Genomic DNA, 17318 nt, shown 5'->3' with positions numbered 1-17318 from the left:
TGGTTTAATGAATTTCTTAATTAGTAATATTTATTTTTGCTACTGACTTCAGGTTAAAGTCAGTAGCAAAAATGAATAGGCTCTATTAGCAAATCCTTTTGTAATAAAGTCTTTTTAAGATTGTATTAGTTTAGCTTTTTGGTATCTAATCCAATTCCGCTCACAAAATTACTTATGTTTGATAGAAAGGTTTTATCTTCATCAGAAGCTTTCAATTGAACACGTGCTATTAAAGCGGCAATAGATAGGTTTTTTATATCTTCTGCGGAGATACCATACTTGGTAGCCATCCCTTTAATCCTTTCGATTATATCAGTTGGCTTGCCATCTTCACCAATTCCTCCTAACAAAGAATCTTTAAAGTTTGTAATAGTATTGGAATTCTCTACCAGTTTATCGATTCCTTTTCCATTTGAAACTTGTCTAACAAGGTTTTCAAAGAAGGTATTGTCACCTCCGACAATATCAATTTTAGCAGTTTTAAAAGCTTCAGCCAGTACTTTTGCTTGAGAATCAGCTATATCTTTCTGAATGCCGATTTCAGCTAATTGTACTTCCTTCTCTTTACTAAGCTTTAATCTGAATTCTTCGTGTTCTTTACCAGCATCATTCAATTGCTTCATAGCTCCGGCTTTTTCTTGGATACCCTTAGCTTCTGCAACAGCTTTTTCCTGAATAACACTAGCTTCTGCAAGGCCTTGCTTTCTTTTAGCTTCAGCAATTTTTTCAATAACAACAGCATCAACAGTGCCTTGTCTTTCATTTGCATCAGCTTTGGCATGCATTACTTGTGCTTCTGACATTCCTATTGTAGCCTCTTCTTTGGCTTTAGCATCTGCAATTATTTTCCTTGCCTCTGCTTCCATATCAGCCGCATCTTTCTTAGCACCAGCCTCAATTAACACTTTTTGTGCGTCAAATTTAGCAGATTTCTCCCTTGCTTCTGCAGCCTTCACATCTTCAATCAAGTTTTGTTGTGCGTCTTTGTCAGCATTGATGATCGCTACATCTTTAAGTCTGTTAGCTTCTTTCAATGCAACAACATCTTTGATTTTTTCTTGCTCTTCTACCACCGTTTTCTCCATTACCACTCGTTCTCGAATGGCATCTTGAATGTTTCTTTTTTCAATTTCAACTGCTTTTTCTTTCTCGATTTGAGCAAGTGAAACTATTCTTTCTCTTTCCGTGGCTTCAATATCACGGTCTTTTTGTACTCTTTCGGTTTCAACCGCTTCAGCCCTCTCTTTATTTTTGGCAGCAATAATCACCTGACGAAGTTTGTTTTCCTGTTGTATTTCCAGCTGCTCTTCAGTTCTAATACGTACTTCTTCAGACTTGAGCTTTTCTTGAGAGCTTACAGTATCGATTTCAGCTTGCTCTCTAGCTATAATTGTTTCAATTTCTCTTCGCTGTGATTCTTCTTTCTCTTTTTGTTGTTTTTCAAGTTCTAATATTGCTTCTCGAGCTTCAACATCTTGTTTTTTGATGGTTTTCTCCTCGTCTCTTCGGATTAGGTTAGATTTAATCTTTTGAGCAGCTGTTAATTCTGTAATCTTTTTGATACCCTCAGCGTCTAAAATATTTTCAGCGTCTAGGTTCATGACATTAGTTTGTTCTAGATAATCAATAGCACAATCATCTAAAACATATCCATTTAAGTCGGTACCAATTATGTCAATAATTTCATTTCTGAATTCTCTTCTGGCTTCATATAATTCTATAAACTCAAATTTCTTCCCCACACTTTTTAAAGCTTCAGAGAATTTTGCCTCGAAAAGGCTCTCAAGAGTCTCGTGATCTGACGCTCTTTCGCAACCTATGGTTTGGGCAACGTTTACAATATCTTGAACAGATTTATTAACGCGGACAAAGAAAGCAACTTTAATATCTGCTCTCATATTGTCTTTGCAGATAAGTCCATCTTTAGTCATTCTGGATATTTCCAGTTTTTTAACAGAGATATCCATGATTTCTTCTTTATGCAGAATAGGAATTACCATACCAGCATTAAAGAAAATCTTGACACCCCCTTGACCCGTCCGCACTAAAACACGTCCTTGGCTTACTTTTTTGTACATTGAGATGAGCCAGATCCCTAGCCCAAATAAAACAACGATGCCTACCGTGGCAGCTACGTAAAATGATTCTATCATAAGATTTGCGTTTAAATTATTGTGGAAATTTTTGTGCAAGAAAATACTTCTTGTCTGGTGATTCTTCTAAAATGATAACTGTTTCATTAAAGGCTACGGGTTCATTATCAATAGATTTAGCATAAACTTTAATAATATCGCCATTTACCTGTATTTCTAATTGACCTATTTTATCTGAACCTATAGGAGATAGTACTTTACCGGTTTTACCGATAAAATCGATCGCTACTTCTCCTTTATGGTTAAATTGTGCATATAGTTTGACAAATGGTTTGGCCACTACTTTGGTGATCAGCATACTTACTATTAACCCAGGAATATAAAGCAAGAATCCAAATAGGTTATTTTCGATTCCTAGAATAGCAGTGATGTTTACATTTATTAGCCACATGCAAAACACTACGATAGTTATTATGAACATGACTGGAAGTTCTCCAATATAGAAAAACGATAAAAATGAATTCCAAAATCCAGGGCTTTCTATTTCTCCGGCATCTATTGCTCCCGAATCAGCATCTACATCTGCGTTTGCAAAGTCAAAATCTAAGCCTGTAAAAATAATTAATAGCCAATAGAACACCATTAATGCTGCCAACATTGTTAATATGAAATTCGCAGGTGCTAATGCAATATTTATTAAATTCTCCATAGTGCAAATAAAAATATAGTTTCAGTAATAATTTATTTTCTGCTTATTGAATTAAGCTTGAATATTCATTCTGAAAACTATATTCCTAATTGTTTTTTCATTTGCGCTAATTCATCTTCTACTGAAATATTCTCGATGGCTTTATTCATTTTTTCCTCATGAGTTTCGCTGGCATCAGCCATTTCACCATATGCTTGAGCTAAAGCTTCATCTTGCATTACTTTACTCTTCATTCTTTCCAACATCGAAACCACGCTATGACTATCCATATTCGTCATTTGCTTATTGATTTTTTGAGTGGCACTGCTAACCTTAACTCGAGCTTTTAGGGTGCTTAATTCATTTTCCCATTGTTTGATACCTGTCTTAATACTATTTACGTTCTTCTCTAATGTAGCAACTTGTTTCTCTAAGTTGGCTACATCTTCTTTCATTAAAAGTATATCTTTTGCCAATTGTGCTTTTCTTTTAAGGTTTTCTTTAACAAAATTGTCAGCTTCTGCACTATCGATATCACCTTGTTGAGCTTTTTTTAGTAGTAAAACAGATTTGTTTTGAAGATCTTCTTCAGCATCCTTAGTTTCATTTAACTCTCTAGTTCTTTTGATGTGCATAGCTTTAACTTCTGCTAAAGATCGCATAGCCACATCTTGATTTTCGCGCATGTCTCGTAATCCCTGCTCAACCATTTTGATTGGGTCTTCCAGTTTGTCAACTGCCGAATTGGTTTCAGCTTGTCCGATTTTAAATAGTCTTCTTAGTACATTCATGTGTATGTTATTTATTTTTTAATTTAATTTTTTGAAAATGAAACAAGCTCATCGGAAAATTCTGATAGTAGTAATCCTAATGAGTTAACTGTACTTTCTAATTCTTTAAGGTCTAATGTCTCCACTTGTAAGGTGTTCCTGAATATGACCTTTTCACCTTTTTCGTCTAATACAAAAGCACCATGAACAATATCCCGATTTTTGATCAGCAATTTTTTGTAAATGTCTCCTTCATCTTTTACTTCAAAAAGATATTGCTCAATAATTACTATTGGTGATGCTACTCCAATGACCATGTTTTTTACACCTAAATCTTCATTTTCCACTACTAACAAACTATCTGATTCGCTTTCATAAAGAATTACAGACTCGAGCTCCAAAACAAACTCTTTAACTTTTTTGAAATATGGTTCCATTAAGGGTTTATTTTTATATTTAAAATTGATTTGGTGAATATTCAATAGCACAATATCCATAAAAAAAATTATATTTGCAAATAGTATTTGCATTCAATGATAATATTATTTGCAAAATATTGTTATTTAAATTATTAGAATATGTCAAAATATGGCGAGAATATTAAAAAAATACGTAGTGTTAGAGGATTAACACAATCTCAATTGGCAGATTTAATTGATGTAAGTAGAGGCGTTATTAGTTCATATGAAGAGGGTAGGGCTGAACCAAAAATTGAGACTATAATCAAAACAGCTGAGGTCTTTAATGTAACCACTGATGATCTATTAAAGAGAAATATTACTGTTAATCAATTAAGTGGATTTGAATTGCCCAATATAGTGGACAAAGCCAAAAAGCACGAAATACTTAAAAAGGATGAATATCTTGCTAAATTCCTTCCAAAAGATGTGATAGTCATTAAAGGGCTTGATTTAAATGAAAACCCTTATTGTGGCATTGATGATTTAATTTTTGGATTGAAAGAAGAACCTATTAAAAACAAGTTGTTTGTCATTGGACTCAAAAATGAATCGATAATTGGAAAAGTTACACAGATTAATGAAGATTTTATCTTTTTGAATAGAATAAAAATTGAATATGCATCTATTCAAAACTCAATTAAAGTTATTGGAAATTACCAGCCAATTAAAATGATTGACCCGTTCGAAAAACGTTTAAGCAAAGTCGAAAAGAGGCTTCTGAAATTGGAAGAGAGAATAAAGGCTAAATAGATTATTGAATTATGGTTCTTTTAGATTTCTCGCTTTATACTGTTTACTATCAAAAAAAAACCAGTACAGCTAATTTGAAAGTTTAGAAATTATTGAAATTAGTGAGTCGTATCCCAAAATTGATGGAAGTTGGTCTTCGATTTTCGACTATAGCTTCAATCGGTAGCCAATAGGTGTACATAAACTCTAATTCAATTTTTCTGCTGATGAATAATTTCGTTCCTGCTCCTATTTCATAGGGTAAATTAATCATGACAAAAGGGCCAAAACGCTTGGCCAATAACGTACCAGCAAACACCCTTGCATAAGGAAAAATGTCTCCAGAAAGGGGATACCAAGCACCTATATTTCCAAATAGCATATATCGGTTTTGTATAATTCTCTCGTAAAAAAGGTCGGAATTGATAATAAAGCCCTCATCTAACTCTCCTGTAGGGACATAGATAGCCTGCTGAAAAGTAAAGCGCTTATTTTTAAAGGGTTTTACTCTTACTCTTCCTCCAACATGTGTTAGGCCATGCTGGAAGTTAGTATTAAACTCATTCCCCATATAAATATTTTGAAGACTTTTATTCATCAGTTCAAAGACTACAAATGGAGAACTCGAACCTCTATCGTTAATGACATTGGATTTATAAATTAAATCTATGCCATAGTTAATGTTTTTGTTGCTTCCGATTGTAAGCTGCAGAAAACTGCTGTTAAAACTGCTTCTCCTTGTTGTATTATCAAATTGAGGCTCTATTTGGGTGTATAGGTTGTTGTAAAGTTTGACTTCCCACTCACCTGTCTGCATAAATAAGCCTTGGGTAAAGACATTGATGGAATCTCTTGTATTTAAGGAAGGAGATTGCCCGAGCAAAGGCTCACCCAAAACCATGAGAGCGATACAAATAATTATCCTGTTTTTCACTGCTTATGAATTTATTAAGCATTATAAAAAATCTTTACATGTAAAACTGTCAGGCATAAGACAAAAATAAGTACTCAGATCTTTTATTTGTAAACTGGTGCTTTACCTTTTCACAAAAATGACTTCAAAATGGATTGAAATGGTAGCTTTAAAATAATATCATTCTTTCAGAGGATGAAAGTCAATATTTCCAATATTCAAGGTTTGATATGTAATGGTTTGAAAATCTAGTTCAATAAAAGCAGTACAATTAAAGCAATTAACAATAGTTGTTATACTAACAATTTGTTTACTTTGTAGTTAAATTGGTGGAAGAAAATAAAATATGGAAATCTCAACTAAAAATTTTCAACAGTATTGCAACAGTCTAGTCGCTTATAAGCGTAGGAAAACTATCCCTGTAAAGGTTGGAGATGTTGTTATAGGAGGGGATAATCCTATTGTTCTTCAATCCATGACAACTGTCGATACCATGGACACAGAGGGGTCAATTGAGCAATCCATTCGAATGATTGACGCTGGTTGTCAATTGGTTAGAATTACTGCGCCATCAATTAAAGAAGCGGAAAATCTTAGAGCTATTAAGGCTGGTTTGAAAGAACGAGGCTATAGTACTCCTCTGGTTGCTGATATTCATTTTACTCCCAATGCTGCAGAATTAGCGGCAATGATTGTAGAGAAAGTACGTGTGAATCCCGGTAATTATGCAGATAAGAAGAAATTTGAGAATATTGAATATACAGACGAAAGTTATCAAGCTGAACTAGACCGGATTAAGAAGAGGTTTAAGCCCTTGGTTAAAATCTGTAAGGATCATGGTACTGCCATTAGAATAGGGACAAATCATGGTTCACTTTCTGATAGAATTATGAGCCGCTATGGTGATACGCCATTTGGCATGGTCGAATCAGCCTTGGAATTCATCCGTATTTGTGAAGAAATGGAATTCTATAACATAGTAGTTTCCATGAAATCTAGTAATCCTCAAGTAATGGTACAAGCTTATCGATTATTGGTACAAAAGCTAGATGAAGAAGGTTCAAAGCCATATCCGTTGCATTTGGGAGTTACTGAAGCGGGAGAGGCAGAAGATGGCCGAATTAAGAGCTCCGTTGGAATCGGAACATTATTAGAGGACGGACTTGGAGATACCATTAGAGTATCTTTGACCGAAGAACCAGAAGAGGAGATTCCTGTTGCAAAGGTTTTGGCTGAGCGATACAATGATAGATCAGATCATGAGGAAATCCCTTTGATTGATAATTGCCTTTTTAATCCTTATGAATATGAGAAGAGAAGCAGTAGACAAGTCACTAATATAGGAGGGAAGGAAGTGCCCATTGTGATGGCAGATTTTTCTCTGAAAAAGGATATTACCCCAGCTTCGTTTTTTGGTGTAGGTTATAATTATTCTGTTCCTTTAGACAAATGGTCGATCTCTGATTTTGCATGTGATTATATTTTCACCAATGATAAAACTGTTGATTTTGAAATCCCTGGCACTTTAGGAATTGTTCATTCCTATAAAACATGGTTGAAAGAAAAAACTAAAGAGAGAAGATATCCTTTTATTAACCCTAAAGATTATTTGAAGGGCGTTGAGCAACATCCAAAATTGAATTTCATTTATGCTATATTATCAGATTTAAGTGGTGAATTTATCAATAAACTTAAAAATGATAATTCTGCTGTTTTATTAATTGATACATACAATAAGCATGGGATGGCAGAGCAACGCAGGTTGTTCATGCAGTTGATGCAGAAGGACTGTAATGTGCCGGTAGTGATTGGTAGGGCTTATCAAAATTTATCCTTAGAAAAATTGCAGTTATATGCTGCTACTGATATGGGTGGTTTATTGATTGATGGTTTTGGAGATGGTGTTTTCATTGCTGCTGAAAACTGTGGAGGTGATAAAGCGATTAATGAGACAGCATTCAATATTTTACAGGCTAGCAGAACGAGAATCTCTAAGACGGAATATATCTCGTGCCCTTCTTGTGGACGAACACTTTTTGACCTACAAGAAACAACTGCTATGATCAGAAATAGGACTAATCATTTGAAAGGGGTTAAAATCGGAATTATGGGCTGTATTGTAAATGGTCCGGGCGAAATGGCTGATGCAGATTATGGCTATGTAGGCTCAGGAAAAGGCAAAATCACATTGTATAAAGGGCAGGAAGTAATGAAAAGAGGGGTTCCATCAGAAAAGGCAGTGGACGAACTCATAGAGATTATTAGAAAAGATGGGAATTGGCTCGAACCAGAAGCTGTTTAAGTTGGTTAAGTACTAGAATTTTATAACTGTTATATGAAAGAGCAAAGAGATTTAGAAAATTTAAATAGACAGTCATCATCAAATTGGAAAACCTATTTTCAGTTAGGTGATGTTGTTTCTTACTTTGGAAGACTGTTCGGTAAAAAGGATCCAAATGCACCTAGCAATTTCAATTTGAAAATGATGCATGGAATCAACAAAATTTCCATCTTATTATTCCTTATAGCAGTAATTGTTATGGTGACAAGAGCAATTATGAGGTCCTAAATTTGCTTATCTTTTATTTGTTTTCGTGCTAGTGCAATAGGTATGAATATTGAAGAATTTAGAGATTTCTGTATTCAGAAATATGGAGTTACTGAAGAACTACCCTTCGATGAAAATACTTTGGTATTTAAAGTTATGGGTAAAATGTTTGCCTTGGTTGACGTTGATTTGTTTGAAAGCGTAAATCTAAAATGTGACCCGGTGAAAGCAATCAAATTACGTGAAAAATACGATGCCGTAACAGCAGGATTCCATATGAATAAGAAGCATTGGAACACTATTGAATTTGACGGCAGCCTGTCAGATAAGGAAATATTTCATTGGGTGAATCATAGCTATGAACTTGTGGTGGCTAAGCTCCCAAAAAAATATCGTGAAGAAGTTAATCAGAATAAATAAAATTCTACTCTTCTATTAAGTTCTCTCCCTTCAAATTCATCATCATTTGTTGCAATGGGTCTTTCTTTTCCCTCGCAGCTTATTTCAATGCGATATTTACTAATCCCTTTCGATAATAAGGCATCTTTGACTCCATTTGCTCGCTTACAGGACAGATCAATATTAATGTCTTCACCTCCTATAGCATCCGTATGTCCTTCAATAAGTAATTTGAGTTGAGGATTTTTTTCTAGTTCTTGAGCTATTAGATCTAAAACTCCGCTGAATTTTGCCTGAAGTCTGTCTGAGTCAAATTTGTAGTAAATATTTTTATTGATTTTCATGCCCTTGGAACCAGCTTCAATCAACTCAATGTTTTCTTCTTCCCCAAAACCCAGTTTACTACCTAAACTAGATAAAAATCCTCTGTTATTCCTTTCTTGCTCTTTTTCGTAATCCATTTCCTGATCTATAGTTGCAACAAGTGGTTGAGCATTCTCAACAACTTCAGGTTCATTGGCTTTGGCTACTACCTCTTCTGCTTGAATATCTTCCTCGTTAGTCGTTTGCACTTCCACAGCTTCATTATTTTCCGTAATTACATCCAGAGACTGTTCACTCGCAACAATAATTGGCTCTTGCTGGACTATAATCTCTTGTTGTTTGTTACGATCCCTGGCCTGAATAATTTTATCTTTAATATCGTTTGACAATGTCGCTCGCCATATATTTCGATTTTGAGCCCCCGAAGGATAAGAATCATAGTATAAGTACTCGAAATTCGGGTCAATAGATACAAAAGTTTCTTCAAATTTAGTGTTAATAACGTTTCCTAAATTCTCGGGCTCAGTCCATTCATCCCAGCCATTACCCGTTCTGTGGGACATAAATAGATCTGCAGCGCCATTCCCATTGTGGCCATAACTTGCAAAAAACAAGGTATTCCCGTCATTAGTTAGAAAGGGGGCAAAATCTGCTTTATCACTATTGATAACATTACCCATAGTCATAGGTGTGCTAAATCTTTTCGAACCTTCTTGATATACGCTGTAATAAAAGTCTTGGTCACCTTCAGAATCTTTCCTCTCTACAGCCATTAAAATTACATTATGCTTGAAGTTATAATCAAAATCAACATAAGAACTGTTATTATAATATCCATCTATAGGAAATTCCTTAGGTTCGGTACTGCCCTTAGTGAATAGTGCTAGTTCTGAGTTTACTCCTCTATATCTTGAATTTACAAATATGAGTGAATCATCATTTTTACTAGCCCTAACCAAGTCATTAGCTTTTTTATCATTGTAATCTTTTCCCAAGTTTTTAGGCTTGGTCCAAATACCTCTAGAATCGTAAGTACTAACCCAAACGTCTTGGAAATCTTTATCACCTCTGATATTCTCTGGATGAAACCGTCTGTTTATGTAAAGCTTTTTGCCATCATCGGATATAATAGGTCGCACGTCTTGATATTGGCTATTTACATTTCCTGGTATACCTTCAATGGTGATTTCATCTTGCGCAATTGAAAATAATGGAAGTGAAATATATAAAATGATTATAAGAAGTCTCAATATTTAAATCTTAGTTAAATTCAAATAAAATTTAATTTTAATGTTAAAAAAAGCGAAAATATACGGTTATCTATAAGTTTTTTCGACTAATGCCCCTTTATTTTATATGAATTTATGAATAATATTTTTTGTATCATAGACTGTTGTACATTTTTGATATAGGAGTAACATTCAAAATATTTTCCCTTTGGGTTTTGAATGAACTTTCTTGAAGCTCCATTTTCATACTATTTCATTGCAATAGCCTGTTTTATTGCAATGAATTATAATTATATTTGTTGAATTTGCTAGTCATTCTTACCTATTTTTTTTATTCTAATTAATATATTTTAAATTGCATTTTATTTATAAATTTCAATGAACAATTTCAAAGGCATTTTATTTTTATATTTCCTTTTATTAAATATTAATTTAATGGCTCAAGATAAAATTTCATATTTGGCTTTAGGTGATTCCTATACAATTGGTGAAGCTGTTGATATTGACCAAACTTGGCCAAATGTTCTGACCAGTACACTTAAGAAAGAAGGCATCAATATTGAATTAGAAAAAATAGTTGCAAAAACGGGTTGGACGACAGATGAATTACTGAATGCAATAAATGAGGATAACGGACTAGATACTGCCAAGTATGATTTGGTAAGTCTTTTAATAGGTGTTAATAATCAGTACAGAGGTTATGGCATTGAACAATATAAGGAGGAATTCGAATTGCTATTACAAAGAGCTATTTCCTTGGCTGGTAAAAAGGTGAGTAGAGTATTTGTTGTAAGTATCCCAGATTATGGAGTCACAACTTTTGCAAAAGAAAATAATAAGAATGAGGCTTTAATAGCCAAAGAGTTGTATGAATACAACAGTATAGCAAGAAATATCTCAGATAGGTATGGCGTTAAGTTTTTTGATATTACGCCTATTTCTTTAAATGCTATTTGGGATGAGGACCTGATTGCAAAGGATAAACTTCATCCTTCTGAAAAAATGTATGTTGGATGGAGTGAATATATTGCACCTGGCGTTTATCAGTTACTGAAATAAGAATGTTAAAGCATCTCCATATATATATCGTTATTTTACTTTTCTTTACGGCATGCAAAGATAAAATGGTCTGTGCTGCCTTTCAAAGTAGTTATATATTGGATGAAGAGCAACAAAAAAAGAGATTCTCCTTATTTGAAGGGGACTCCTTAGTTTTGACTGCGTCTGCTTCAACAAGTAATTATAAGACGAATATTTACGGGATCTCTGAGAAGAAATATGGTTATTGGAGGGAACAGTCTTTGTTGAAGGTGAAGCAAAAAGATGTGTATAGCGAAGAAGTAGATTCTATATTGAATGTTAGGGAAAATGGTGTACCAGAGATGGCAGAAGGAGGGGATATTAATGTGAAGTCGCCATTTACACCAGAATTAGATTCTGCGCAGATGGCTCAAGGAGCGGATGCATGGGATAATACTAAAAGGTTTAAATATAATGTAGATTTTGTAAACTATATGTTATTAGTTGGAAATGATGTCTTGAAAGAACAAGCTGCTCAAAGAGATTCAACAAAGGCTAGAGCAGAAAGAAAAGAGACAGAGCAAGTTTCCGATTCTACCTCAAATGAAAAGAAAGGATTTTTTAAGAGTTTATTTGGTGGTAAAAATAGAAATGAGGAAGCTCCCATCGAGGATGTTGCAGAACAAAAGCCAGAATCTCAGAAATAAAAATGCCTCGTTAATTTAACAAGGCTAAGTTTCTGTTCGATGAATTATTTATTTTATCTATCTTCTTTGAGCTTTAATAGTGAAGACTTCTTCAAAGCTTTGAGTATTAAGTACAAAACAATTGATATTGCAGCTGCAACTATTAAGTAAATATTAAAATCTCGAGTTCCTTTTAAAAATTCTGCTATCACGTCAAAAGCACAAAAAATGATGAAGATGGCGGCAAATCCATTTTTCTCTTTTTTGAGAACTTTTTTCCAACTGAAAGATAATTTAGGTTTAACAAAATTCTTAAATGATGGAATAAATGCTGGTGTTTTTTCGGCCCAGCTTGTATATACATCACCAAATTTTCTTCTAAGAAATTGTTCCTCAGCAAACATTATTCTTTCATAATATACCCAGTAGAATAAAACAAAAGCGACAATAAACCATGTATTTTCGGTTAATAAGGCTGGCCCAAGCCACATGAAAAAATTCCCAACATAAAGAGGATGCCGAACAGTTGAATAGATTCCGGTTGTATTAAGCGTATCTGCTAGCTGCTTTCCTGTATTTCTACCAGAAGTGTTTTTTGGAGTGTGACCTACTGTATATGCTCGGATGTATTGTCCAAATAAACTTATAGCGACACAAAACAAGAGAAAGTAATTTTTGATTTCCGGATCTTGTATGAGGAAAAGCTCCGGATGTAAAGCAGCGTAAGCATAAATACCCATGCCTATCAATAAAATTAATACGGGTAAAGTCCCCCTGTATTTGAAAAGCCACACACCTTGTTGTTCAAATTCTTCCTGTAATGCCATTAATTTTGATGTTCAATTTAAAAAGTTGCAAATTAACCATTATATAACCAATATATTAAGCTAATCCTTATAAAATATGTAGTTCGAATAAAATCTCATGCTTAATTTGTAAATGACAAAGTTTAAATTCATTTTTAGAGGTATTTAGTTGTGGAAATTTAAAATGTAAAAAGATGAAATTTTATTTTAATATACTGTTTGTGTCTATACTTATTAGTTCAACTGCATTTGCACAAGAGGCTCAGTTCCCTATTGTAGAAGGTTATGGAGGAATCTATAAAATTCAGGATGTGGTAGAAGAGCTGCAGGAGGGTGAAAAAGTCAAAGTTATAGTTGAAGTAGTTTCTGGTAATGAAACGCCTGAGAAGCATTCTTTTTGGGTGAATAATATTGCACGACTAATGAATCTCCACGGTATTGAAGGAGTCTCTGCGGAGGATTTACAAGTGAAAATTATTGTGCATGGTCCTGCAGTTTTCGATTTATTGTCGAATGGTAATTATTTTGAAAAGTACAGAATTCCAAAGAATCCTAATATTCCTATTTGGGAAGCTTTAAGTAATGCAGGAGCAGAGGTAATCATTTGTGGACAATCCTTAATAGCACGAGAATTAGGTAGGGACGAGATTTGGGAAAATACTCAAGTGGCCACATCTGCCCTTACCACCATTACTAAGAACGTAGCAGATGGTTATGTTTTAATAAAATTTTAACCCAAGACTTTTGAATCGTATAATTTTCATCATAGCATAACACAGTTCAAAGTGATTTCGCTTACCTCATGATTTAGTCAGCATATTATAGATTTAACCAATAAGTCAACTTCAACACAAGGGCTCTATTTTTGGTGTTATCGCCTGGTATGAAATCGACTGGCCCATTTGGTGCAAAGTTTTCAGTATAGACAAGAAAAATATCAGAAGCAGGAGCGAACCTCCATTGAAATCGTAGGTTGTAATTAACATTATCAAACCGATTATTATACTGTGCAAAGCCAGTGAAGAATATAGCATCGGTCATGGTCAGGTCTAACCTTGGGCCTAAAAGATAAAAATTGGCACTGCCAAATCCCTCTGCTAATTGTATAGAATTGAAATCATAGCGAATTGAAAAAGATCCGTAGGGCTGGAAACGGTAACCAATATTTCCGTTGAGATTAAACCTCATTCCATTATAGAAGCCACCGTAACTAGTACTCACATCATAATTGAAAAGTGGCCTTCTGTCAGATATATAATTAGCTTGAATGACATTCCATTCATAATCGGTCCCCCGTAGTAATAAGCTATCGTTAAATGGAGCTATTGGACTGAAATCGAAAAACATATACTCATAATTCCTACTTAAATTTATAGAGGCAGAAGAAGTATTGGTGAAATTGAAATTATGAGATAGGCTAAATGATCGATCAGTTATTCTGCTAAAATCAGAATTTGAGGTATAAGATAGATCGAAACTGATGCTGTGATTGATGATTTTTTCATTTTCCGGATAGAATATATAGGAAGGACTGAAGGAGCCTTGATTATAACCAACTCTTGGAACAAATCCCATTTCAGCATTAAAACCATCTCCTATCGCAGTATGGACCCATCTCAAGGAATAGTTTCTACGCTGATAACGGATGAATGCTCCATGATTATAAGTTCCATTTTGATTCCAATCATCAAAAGAGCGTTGATAGTAAAAGTCTCCGGCCCAGCGCGTGTCTTCTGTAAACAGGTTGAATTCTGCACCTAAGACTCTATTGTAAAGTTTGTAGTTAGTTACAGTATCTGTTCCTTGGATTTCTCTTCTAGCTACTTGTGGATTATATTCGCTGATATCCTTTCCTTTTTCCACTCCCAGATTTTCTTTATTTGCAAATACAAATGCCACATTAGATCTTTTAAAGATATTCTGCTGAAGTGCTAAAACACTGTAATTTTGATAAGGAAGTTGTAAATCTTCTCTTCTATCTGTCAACATATTCAATACCCCTATCCTTAATTTCTCATTCAGTTTACCGCTCATCCGTGCGCCTCCAATAATAGGCACTTGTTCAGAACGACCTAAGGTATCAGTAGTAATACCAATTCTTCTTGAGAAAAATGCCCTAGACTGAGGGAAACCAAATTTGCTAAATAAATCTGCATTTTCAAGAAAGAACTGCCTTCGTTCAGGAAACTGCACTTCAAATCGACTTAGGTTGATGACTTGACGATCAACCTCTACCTGAGAAAAATCAGGATTTACAGTTAAATCTAAATTTAAGGAGGGAGATAGTCCTATTTTTGCATCAAAGCCTGCATTCGCATTCAATCCTTTTTCTTGTTGAGGATCAACAAAATTTTTATCGTAATTACCGAGCGCATAAGGAATGAAAGAAATATTTGTGCCAGCAGGAGGCGGATTTTCCGGCCATTTTATTTGGCCTGAGAAAGTAAGCGCAGAGGGTGTGTATTGCTGTGGCACCGCTATCCACGTGCTTCTTTCGTTCCTCTTCAAGTGGTTCCTGAAAAATTGCATATTCCAAACCTTATTTTCATTGCTGTACCTAATGGACTTAAAAGGTATAGCTATTTCGGCCACCCATTTATCATCGTATCTTTTGACCTGAGAATACCATTTGTTGTCCCAATCCTCATTGACATTTGTTCCTTCATCTATTGTGCCCTCTCTTTGCACGCCATAGGGTGTAATGCCAAATGAAAAGCCATTGGTGAAATCGTTATAAGGATCTAAGTAGATTGAGAAATTTTCATTTAGGGGCCAGTCCCAATCTCTGCGTAATGATTGCACTACGTAGCCATCTTGGCCATCGAAACATATTATGGCAAAGTAGAAATTTTTTTCATCATAGGTCATTCTTACCTCCGATTCCATAGCGGCTGGACGGTCGTCATATGGAATATTCATTTGGAAATTTGTGGCAACTTCAGAGATTTGCCAAACTGTTTCATTCAGCTCCCCATCAAGTACAATATTTTCTTTGGTTTTTTGAAGGTTATATTGGGTTTCCTGTGCTTGGTTTTGGGCTGTGATATTTTGCTGGTATCCCAATAATAGAAAGCCTAATATGATTAATAGAATATACGTTTTCATTACTTGCAATACTACTAAAACTAATGAAGGATAGTTAGCAAAATTTTATAAGTGGATTTATTTATTACTGGAACTAGATCTTTTCACAATACTTCTAATCACATCATCAATTTCATGCGCTGAGCTTAGTGCATTTTTCAGTAATAATGCACACTCTTTATCCGCTTCCATAATATGATCCATATGTTTTTCTTCTAATCGATTGATGATTCCCATCATTCTGGTTAGAGGAGCGCGAACCAAATGGGATTGTTCCCAAGCAATATCCATAAGTTGCTGATTTTGCTCCTCTATTTTTCGGATATATGATTCCGTTTCAGTTAAGTCAATGGACATTAACAGCGTTGCTTCAATGCCCTGATAATTAATAGGGTTGACATAGAGCTTTACCTGGATGGTTTTGCCATTTTTTAATTGATGGTTATGAAGAGGAGTATTTTTTAGGGTTTTTCTTTCGGTAAGATATTTCTTTAGATCTAGTGTAAAAAAATCCTTATCAATATCATTTATTAGCATGTGCAGAAATTCTTCTTTGCTGTATCCGTAGTTGTTAATTGCGGCATTATTGACTTCTAAAAAGTTTCCTGTCTTGTTATTTATCACCCAAGTCGGCTGCGGATTTAATTGGAAAAGTTGCTGATATTTTTTTACTGAGCTCTCTAACTGTCTGTCAATATGCTTTCTTTCAAAGGCATATGTAATGCTTTTCCTTAATGCTTTGCTAGTGATTTCGTCTTTTAAAAGGTAATCTGCACAACCTAAAGTTAATGCTTGGATAGCAGTTCTTACGTCCTCCTGACCAGTTAAGATGATGATAGGAGTTCTTGGTGCTAGTCGAGTTGTTTCCTTTAGTAATGTCTCCACGTCAACATCAGGAAGGCTTAAATCCAGTAAAATTACTTTGTATGGTTGGGTTGATTTAGATAGCAAAGTTTTTGAATCCCTGAAATTTGCAGCAATATCTAAGCTTAATTTTGGAAATTCCTCCATTAAATATTGTCTTACAAGAAATTGGTCTCCAAGATTATCTTCTACTAATAAAATTTTAAGGCTGATGGTACTATTGAAACTCATTGGGTAAAAGCTATTATTTTTATGTCTTACTCCAGAAAGACATCTTTTGATTATGATGCAAGCTCGGACTTTTTCTACGCTGATAAAAATCAATCATCGCTTGAAACTTACCCTATAACAGTTGTTTGCTAATACTAAAATGAAAAATGGTACCCTGACCCACTTGACTTTCTATATCTATCTCTCCAAAATGAGTTTCAACAATTTTTTTACATACCGCTAATCCAATCCCATGGCTCTGTGAATCTTTATCGTCTACCTTTTGAAACACCTTAAATATCCGTTGGAAATTTTTTTCAGAAATACCTATACCGTTGTCTTCAACACTAAAAAGATAAGAAAATCTACTTTCCCTTGCCATTATGATGATTTTTGGTCTTTCACTAGCACGATATTTTATGGAATTTTGAACAAGGTTTTGCAGCAATCTAGTAAATAAAATTGGGTAGGCTTGAAACTGTTTAATTCGGTCT

General features: G+C 34.5%; 17 protein-coding genes. 7 read left to right on the top strand and 10 right to left on the bottom strand.

The window, feature by feature from the left end; all coding sequences use genetic code 11:
- Positions 1-125 precede the first annotated feature (125 nt).
- The 4 genes from Q3Y49_RS17610 to Q3Y49_RS17595 form a co-directional block, all read right to left on the bottom strand.
- The gene (locus Q3Y49_RS17610) at positions 126-2153 is read right to left on the bottom strand and encodes a flotillin family protein (RefSeq protein WP_303269949.1); all 2028 of its coding nucleotides are present in this window, start codon (positions 2151-2153) and stop codon (positions 126-128) included.
- Between the two features lie 16 nt (positions 2154-2169).
- The gene (locus tag Q3Y49_RS17605) at positions 2170-2802 is read right to left on the bottom strand and encodes an OB-fold-containig protein (RefSeq protein ID WP_303269948.1); all 633 of its coding nucleotides are present in this window, start codon (positions 2800-2802) and stop codon (positions 2170-2172) included.
- 77 nt (positions 2803-2879) lie between these two features.
- Positions 2880-3572, bottom strand: a complete 693-nt coding sequence (locus tag Q3Y49_RS17600; protein ID WP_303269947.1) for a PspA/IM30 family protein — start codon at positions 3570-3572, stop codon at positions 2880-2882.
- Between the two features lie 23 nt (positions 3573-3595).
- Positions 3596-3988 carry a type III secretion system chaperone family protein gene (locus tag Q3Y49_RS17595; RefSeq protein WP_303269946.1) on the bottom strand — a complete coding sequence of 131 codons (393 nt, stop codon included), beginning with the start codon at positions 3986-3988 and terminating at the stop codon, positions 3596-3598.
- A 141-nt stretch (positions 3989-4129) separates the two neighbouring features.
- Between Q3Y49_RS17595 and Q3Y49_RS17590 the strand changes: the two genes are divergently transcribed.
- Positions 4130-4762: a helix-turn-helix domain-containing protein gene (locus Q3Y49_RS17590; RefSeq protein WP_303269945.1), complete on the top strand. Its 633-nt coding sequence runs from the start codon at positions 4130-4132 to the stop codon at positions 4760-4762.
- 82 nt (positions 4763-4844) lie between these two features.
- On the opposite strand, the gene Q3Y49_RS17585 is transcribed toward Q3Y49_RS17590, so the two are convergent.
- The gene (locus Q3Y49_RS17585) at positions 4845-5675 is read right to left on the bottom strand and encodes a hypothetical protein (protein ID WP_303269944.1); all 831 of its coding nucleotides are present in this window, start codon (positions 5673-5675) and stop codon (positions 4845-4847) included.
- Positions 5676-6000: 325 nt separating this feature from the next.
- Between Q3Y49_RS17585 and ispG the strand changes: the two genes are divergently transcribed.
- From ispG to Q3Y49_RS17570, 3 genes are read left to right on the top strand one after another with little or no spacing between them, the layout of a single operon-like run.
- Positions 6001-7956 (top strand): (E)-4-hydroxy-3-methylbut-2-enyl-diphosphate synthase, encoded by a 1956-nt coding sequence (gene ispG / locus Q3Y49_RS17580; RefSeq protein ID WP_303269943.1) that lies wholly within the window; start codon positions 6001-6003, stop codon positions 7954-7956.
- A 33-nt stretch (positions 7957-7989) separates the two neighbouring features.
- Positions 7990-8223: a DUF6728 family protein gene (locus tag Q3Y49_RS17575; protein WP_303269942.1), complete on the top strand. Its 234-nt coding sequence runs from the start codon at positions 7990-7992 to the stop codon at positions 8221-8223.
- 42 nt (positions 8224-8265) lie between these two features.
- On the top strand, positions 8266-8622 hold the full coding sequence (locus Q3Y49_RS17570) for an MmcQ/YjbR family DNA-binding protein (protein ID WP_303269941.1): 357 nt from the start codon (positions 8266-8268) through the stop codon (positions 8620-8622).
- Here Q3Y49_RS17570 and Q3Y49_RS17565 read toward each other — a convergent pair.
- Positions 8610-10175, bottom strand: a complete 1566-nt coding sequence (locus Q3Y49_RS17565; RefSeq protein WP_303269940.1) for an OmpA family protein — start codon at positions 10173-10175, stop codon at positions 8610-8612. The two genes, Q3Y49_RS17570 and Q3Y49_RS17565, sit on opposite strands and share 13 nt — an antisense overlap.
- A 414-nt stretch (positions 10176-10589) precedes the next feature.
- On the opposite strand from Q3Y49_RS17565, the gene Q3Y49_RS17560 reads away from it, so the two are divergent.
- Positions 10590-11213 carry an SGNH/GDSL hydrolase family protein gene (locus Q3Y49_RS17560; RefSeq protein WP_303269939.1) on the top strand — a complete coding sequence of 208 codons (624 nt, stop codon included), beginning with the start codon at positions 10590-10592 and terminating at the stop codon, positions 11211-11213.
- Positions 11214-11215: 2 nt separating this feature from the next.
- On the top strand, positions 11216-11881 hold the full coding sequence (locus tag Q3Y49_RS17555; RefSeq protein WP_303269938.1) for a hypothetical protein: 666 nt from the start codon (positions 11216-11218) through the stop codon (positions 11879-11881).
- 53 nt (positions 11882-11934) lie between these two features.
- Here the strand turns inward: Q3Y49_RS17555 and Q3Y49_RS17550 are convergent, their stop codons facing one another.
- Positions 11935-12687 (bottom strand): methyltransferase family protein, encoded by a 753-nt coding sequence (locus Q3Y49_RS17550; protein ID WP_303269937.1) that lies wholly within the window; start codon positions 12685-12687, stop codon positions 11935-11937.
- Between the two features lie 173 nt (positions 12688-12860).
- On the opposite strand from Q3Y49_RS17550, the gene Q3Y49_RS17545 reads away from it, so the two are divergent.
- Positions 12861-13400: a DsrE family protein gene (locus Q3Y49_RS17545; protein ID WP_303269936.1), complete on the top strand. Its 540-nt coding sequence runs from the start codon at positions 12861-12863 to the stop codon at positions 13398-13400.
- Positions 13401-13485: 85 nt separating this feature from the next.
- Here the strand turns inward: Q3Y49_RS17545 and Q3Y49_RS17540 are convergent, their stop codons facing one another.
- The 3 genes from Q3Y49_RS17540 to Q3Y49_RS17530 all read right to left on the bottom strand — a co-directional run bounded on the left by Q3Y49_RS17540 (position 13486) and on the right by Q3Y49_RS17530 (position 17287).
- Positions 13486-15771: a DUF5916 domain-containing protein gene (locus Q3Y49_RS17540; RefSeq protein ID WP_303269935.1), complete on the bottom strand. Its 2286-nt coding sequence runs from the start codon at positions 15769-15771 to the stop codon at positions 13486-13488.
- Positions 15772-15828: 57 nt separating this feature from the next.
- Positions 15829-16845, bottom strand: coding sequence for a response regulator (locus Q3Y49_RS17535; protein ID WP_303269934.1), 1017 nt, complete (start codon positions 16843-16845; stop codon positions 15829-15831).
- Positions 16846-16957: 112 nt separating this feature from the next.
- A complete protein-coding gene (locus Q3Y49_RS17530; protein ID WP_303272121.1) occupies positions 16958-17287 on the bottom strand; it encodes a sensor histidine kinase in 330 nt (109 codons plus the stop codon).
- Between the last annotated feature and the right edge of the window lie 31 nt (positions 17288-17318).

The organism is Marivirga harenae (assembly GCF_030534335.1).
Taxonomy (GTDB): Bacteria; Bacteroidota; Bacteroidia; order Cytophagales; family Cyclobacteriaceae; genus Marivirga; species Marivirga harenae.
The sequence above is the reverse complement of the archived record's forward strand: the minus strand, read 5'-3'. Positions and strand labels throughout refer to the sequence as shown.

What these genes read in the sequence shown, in the direction of transcription:
- Q3Y49_RS17555 (WP_303269938.1), top strand. Translation starts at nt 11,216, where the DNA reads ATGTTAAAGCATCTCCATATATATATCGTTATTTTACTTTTCTTTACG.
- Q3Y49_RS17590 (WP_303269945.1), top strand. Translation starts at nt 4,130, where the DNA reads ATGTCAAAATATGGCGAGAATATTAAAAAAATACGTAGTGTTAGAGGA.
- Q3Y49_RS17605 (WP_303269948.1), bottom strand. Translation starts at nt 2,802, where the DNA reads ATGGAGAATTTAATAAATATTGCATTAGCACCTGCGAATTTCATATTA.
- Q3Y49_RS17535 (WP_303269934.1), bottom strand. Translation starts at nt 16,845, where the DNA reads ATGAGTTTCAATAGTACCATCAGCCTTAAAATTTTATTAGTAGAAGAT.
- Q3Y49_RS17540 (WP_303269935.1), bottom strand. Translation starts at nt 15,771, where the DNA reads ATGAAAACGTATATTCTATTAATCATATTAGGCTTTCTATTATTGGGA.
- ispG (WP_303269943.1), top strand. Translation starts at nt 6,001, where the DNA reads ATGGAAATCTCAACTAAAAATTTTCAACAGTATTGCAACAGTCTAGTC.
- Q3Y49_RS17550 (WP_303269937.1), bottom strand. Translation starts at nt 12,687, where the DNA reads ATGGCATTACAGGAAGAATTTGAACAACAAGGTGTGTGGCTTTTCAAA.
- Q3Y49_RS17545 (WP_303269936.1), top strand. Translation starts at nt 12,861, where the DNA reads ATGAAATTTTATTTTAATATACTGTTTGTGTCTATACTTATTAGTTCA.
- Q3Y49_RS17600 (WP_303269947.1), bottom strand. Translation starts at nt 3,572, where the DNA reads ATGAATGTACTAAGAAGACTATTTAAAATCGGACAAGCTGAAACCAAT.
- Q3Y49_RS17610 (WP_303269949.1), bottom strand. Translation starts at nt 2,153, where the DNA reads ATGATAGAATCATTTTACGTAGCTGCCACGGTAGGCATCGTTGTTTTA.
- Q3Y49_RS17575 (WP_303269942.1), top strand. Translation starts at nt 7,990, where the DNA reads ATGAAAGAGCAAAGAGATTTAGAAAATTTAAATAGACAGTCATCATCA.
- Q3Y49_RS17560 (WP_303269939.1), top strand. Translation starts at nt 10,590, where the DNA reads ATGGCTCAAGATAAAATTTCATATTTGGCTTTAGGTGATTCCTATACA.
- Q3Y49_RS17570 (WP_303269941.1), top strand. Translation starts at nt 8,266, where the DNA reads ATGAATATTGAAGAATTTAGAGATTTCTGTATTCAGAAATATGGAGTT.
- Q3Y49_RS17595 (WP_303269946.1), bottom strand. Translation starts at nt 3,988, where the DNA reads ATGGAACCATATTTCAAAAAAGTTAAAGAGTTTGTTTTGGAGCTCGAG.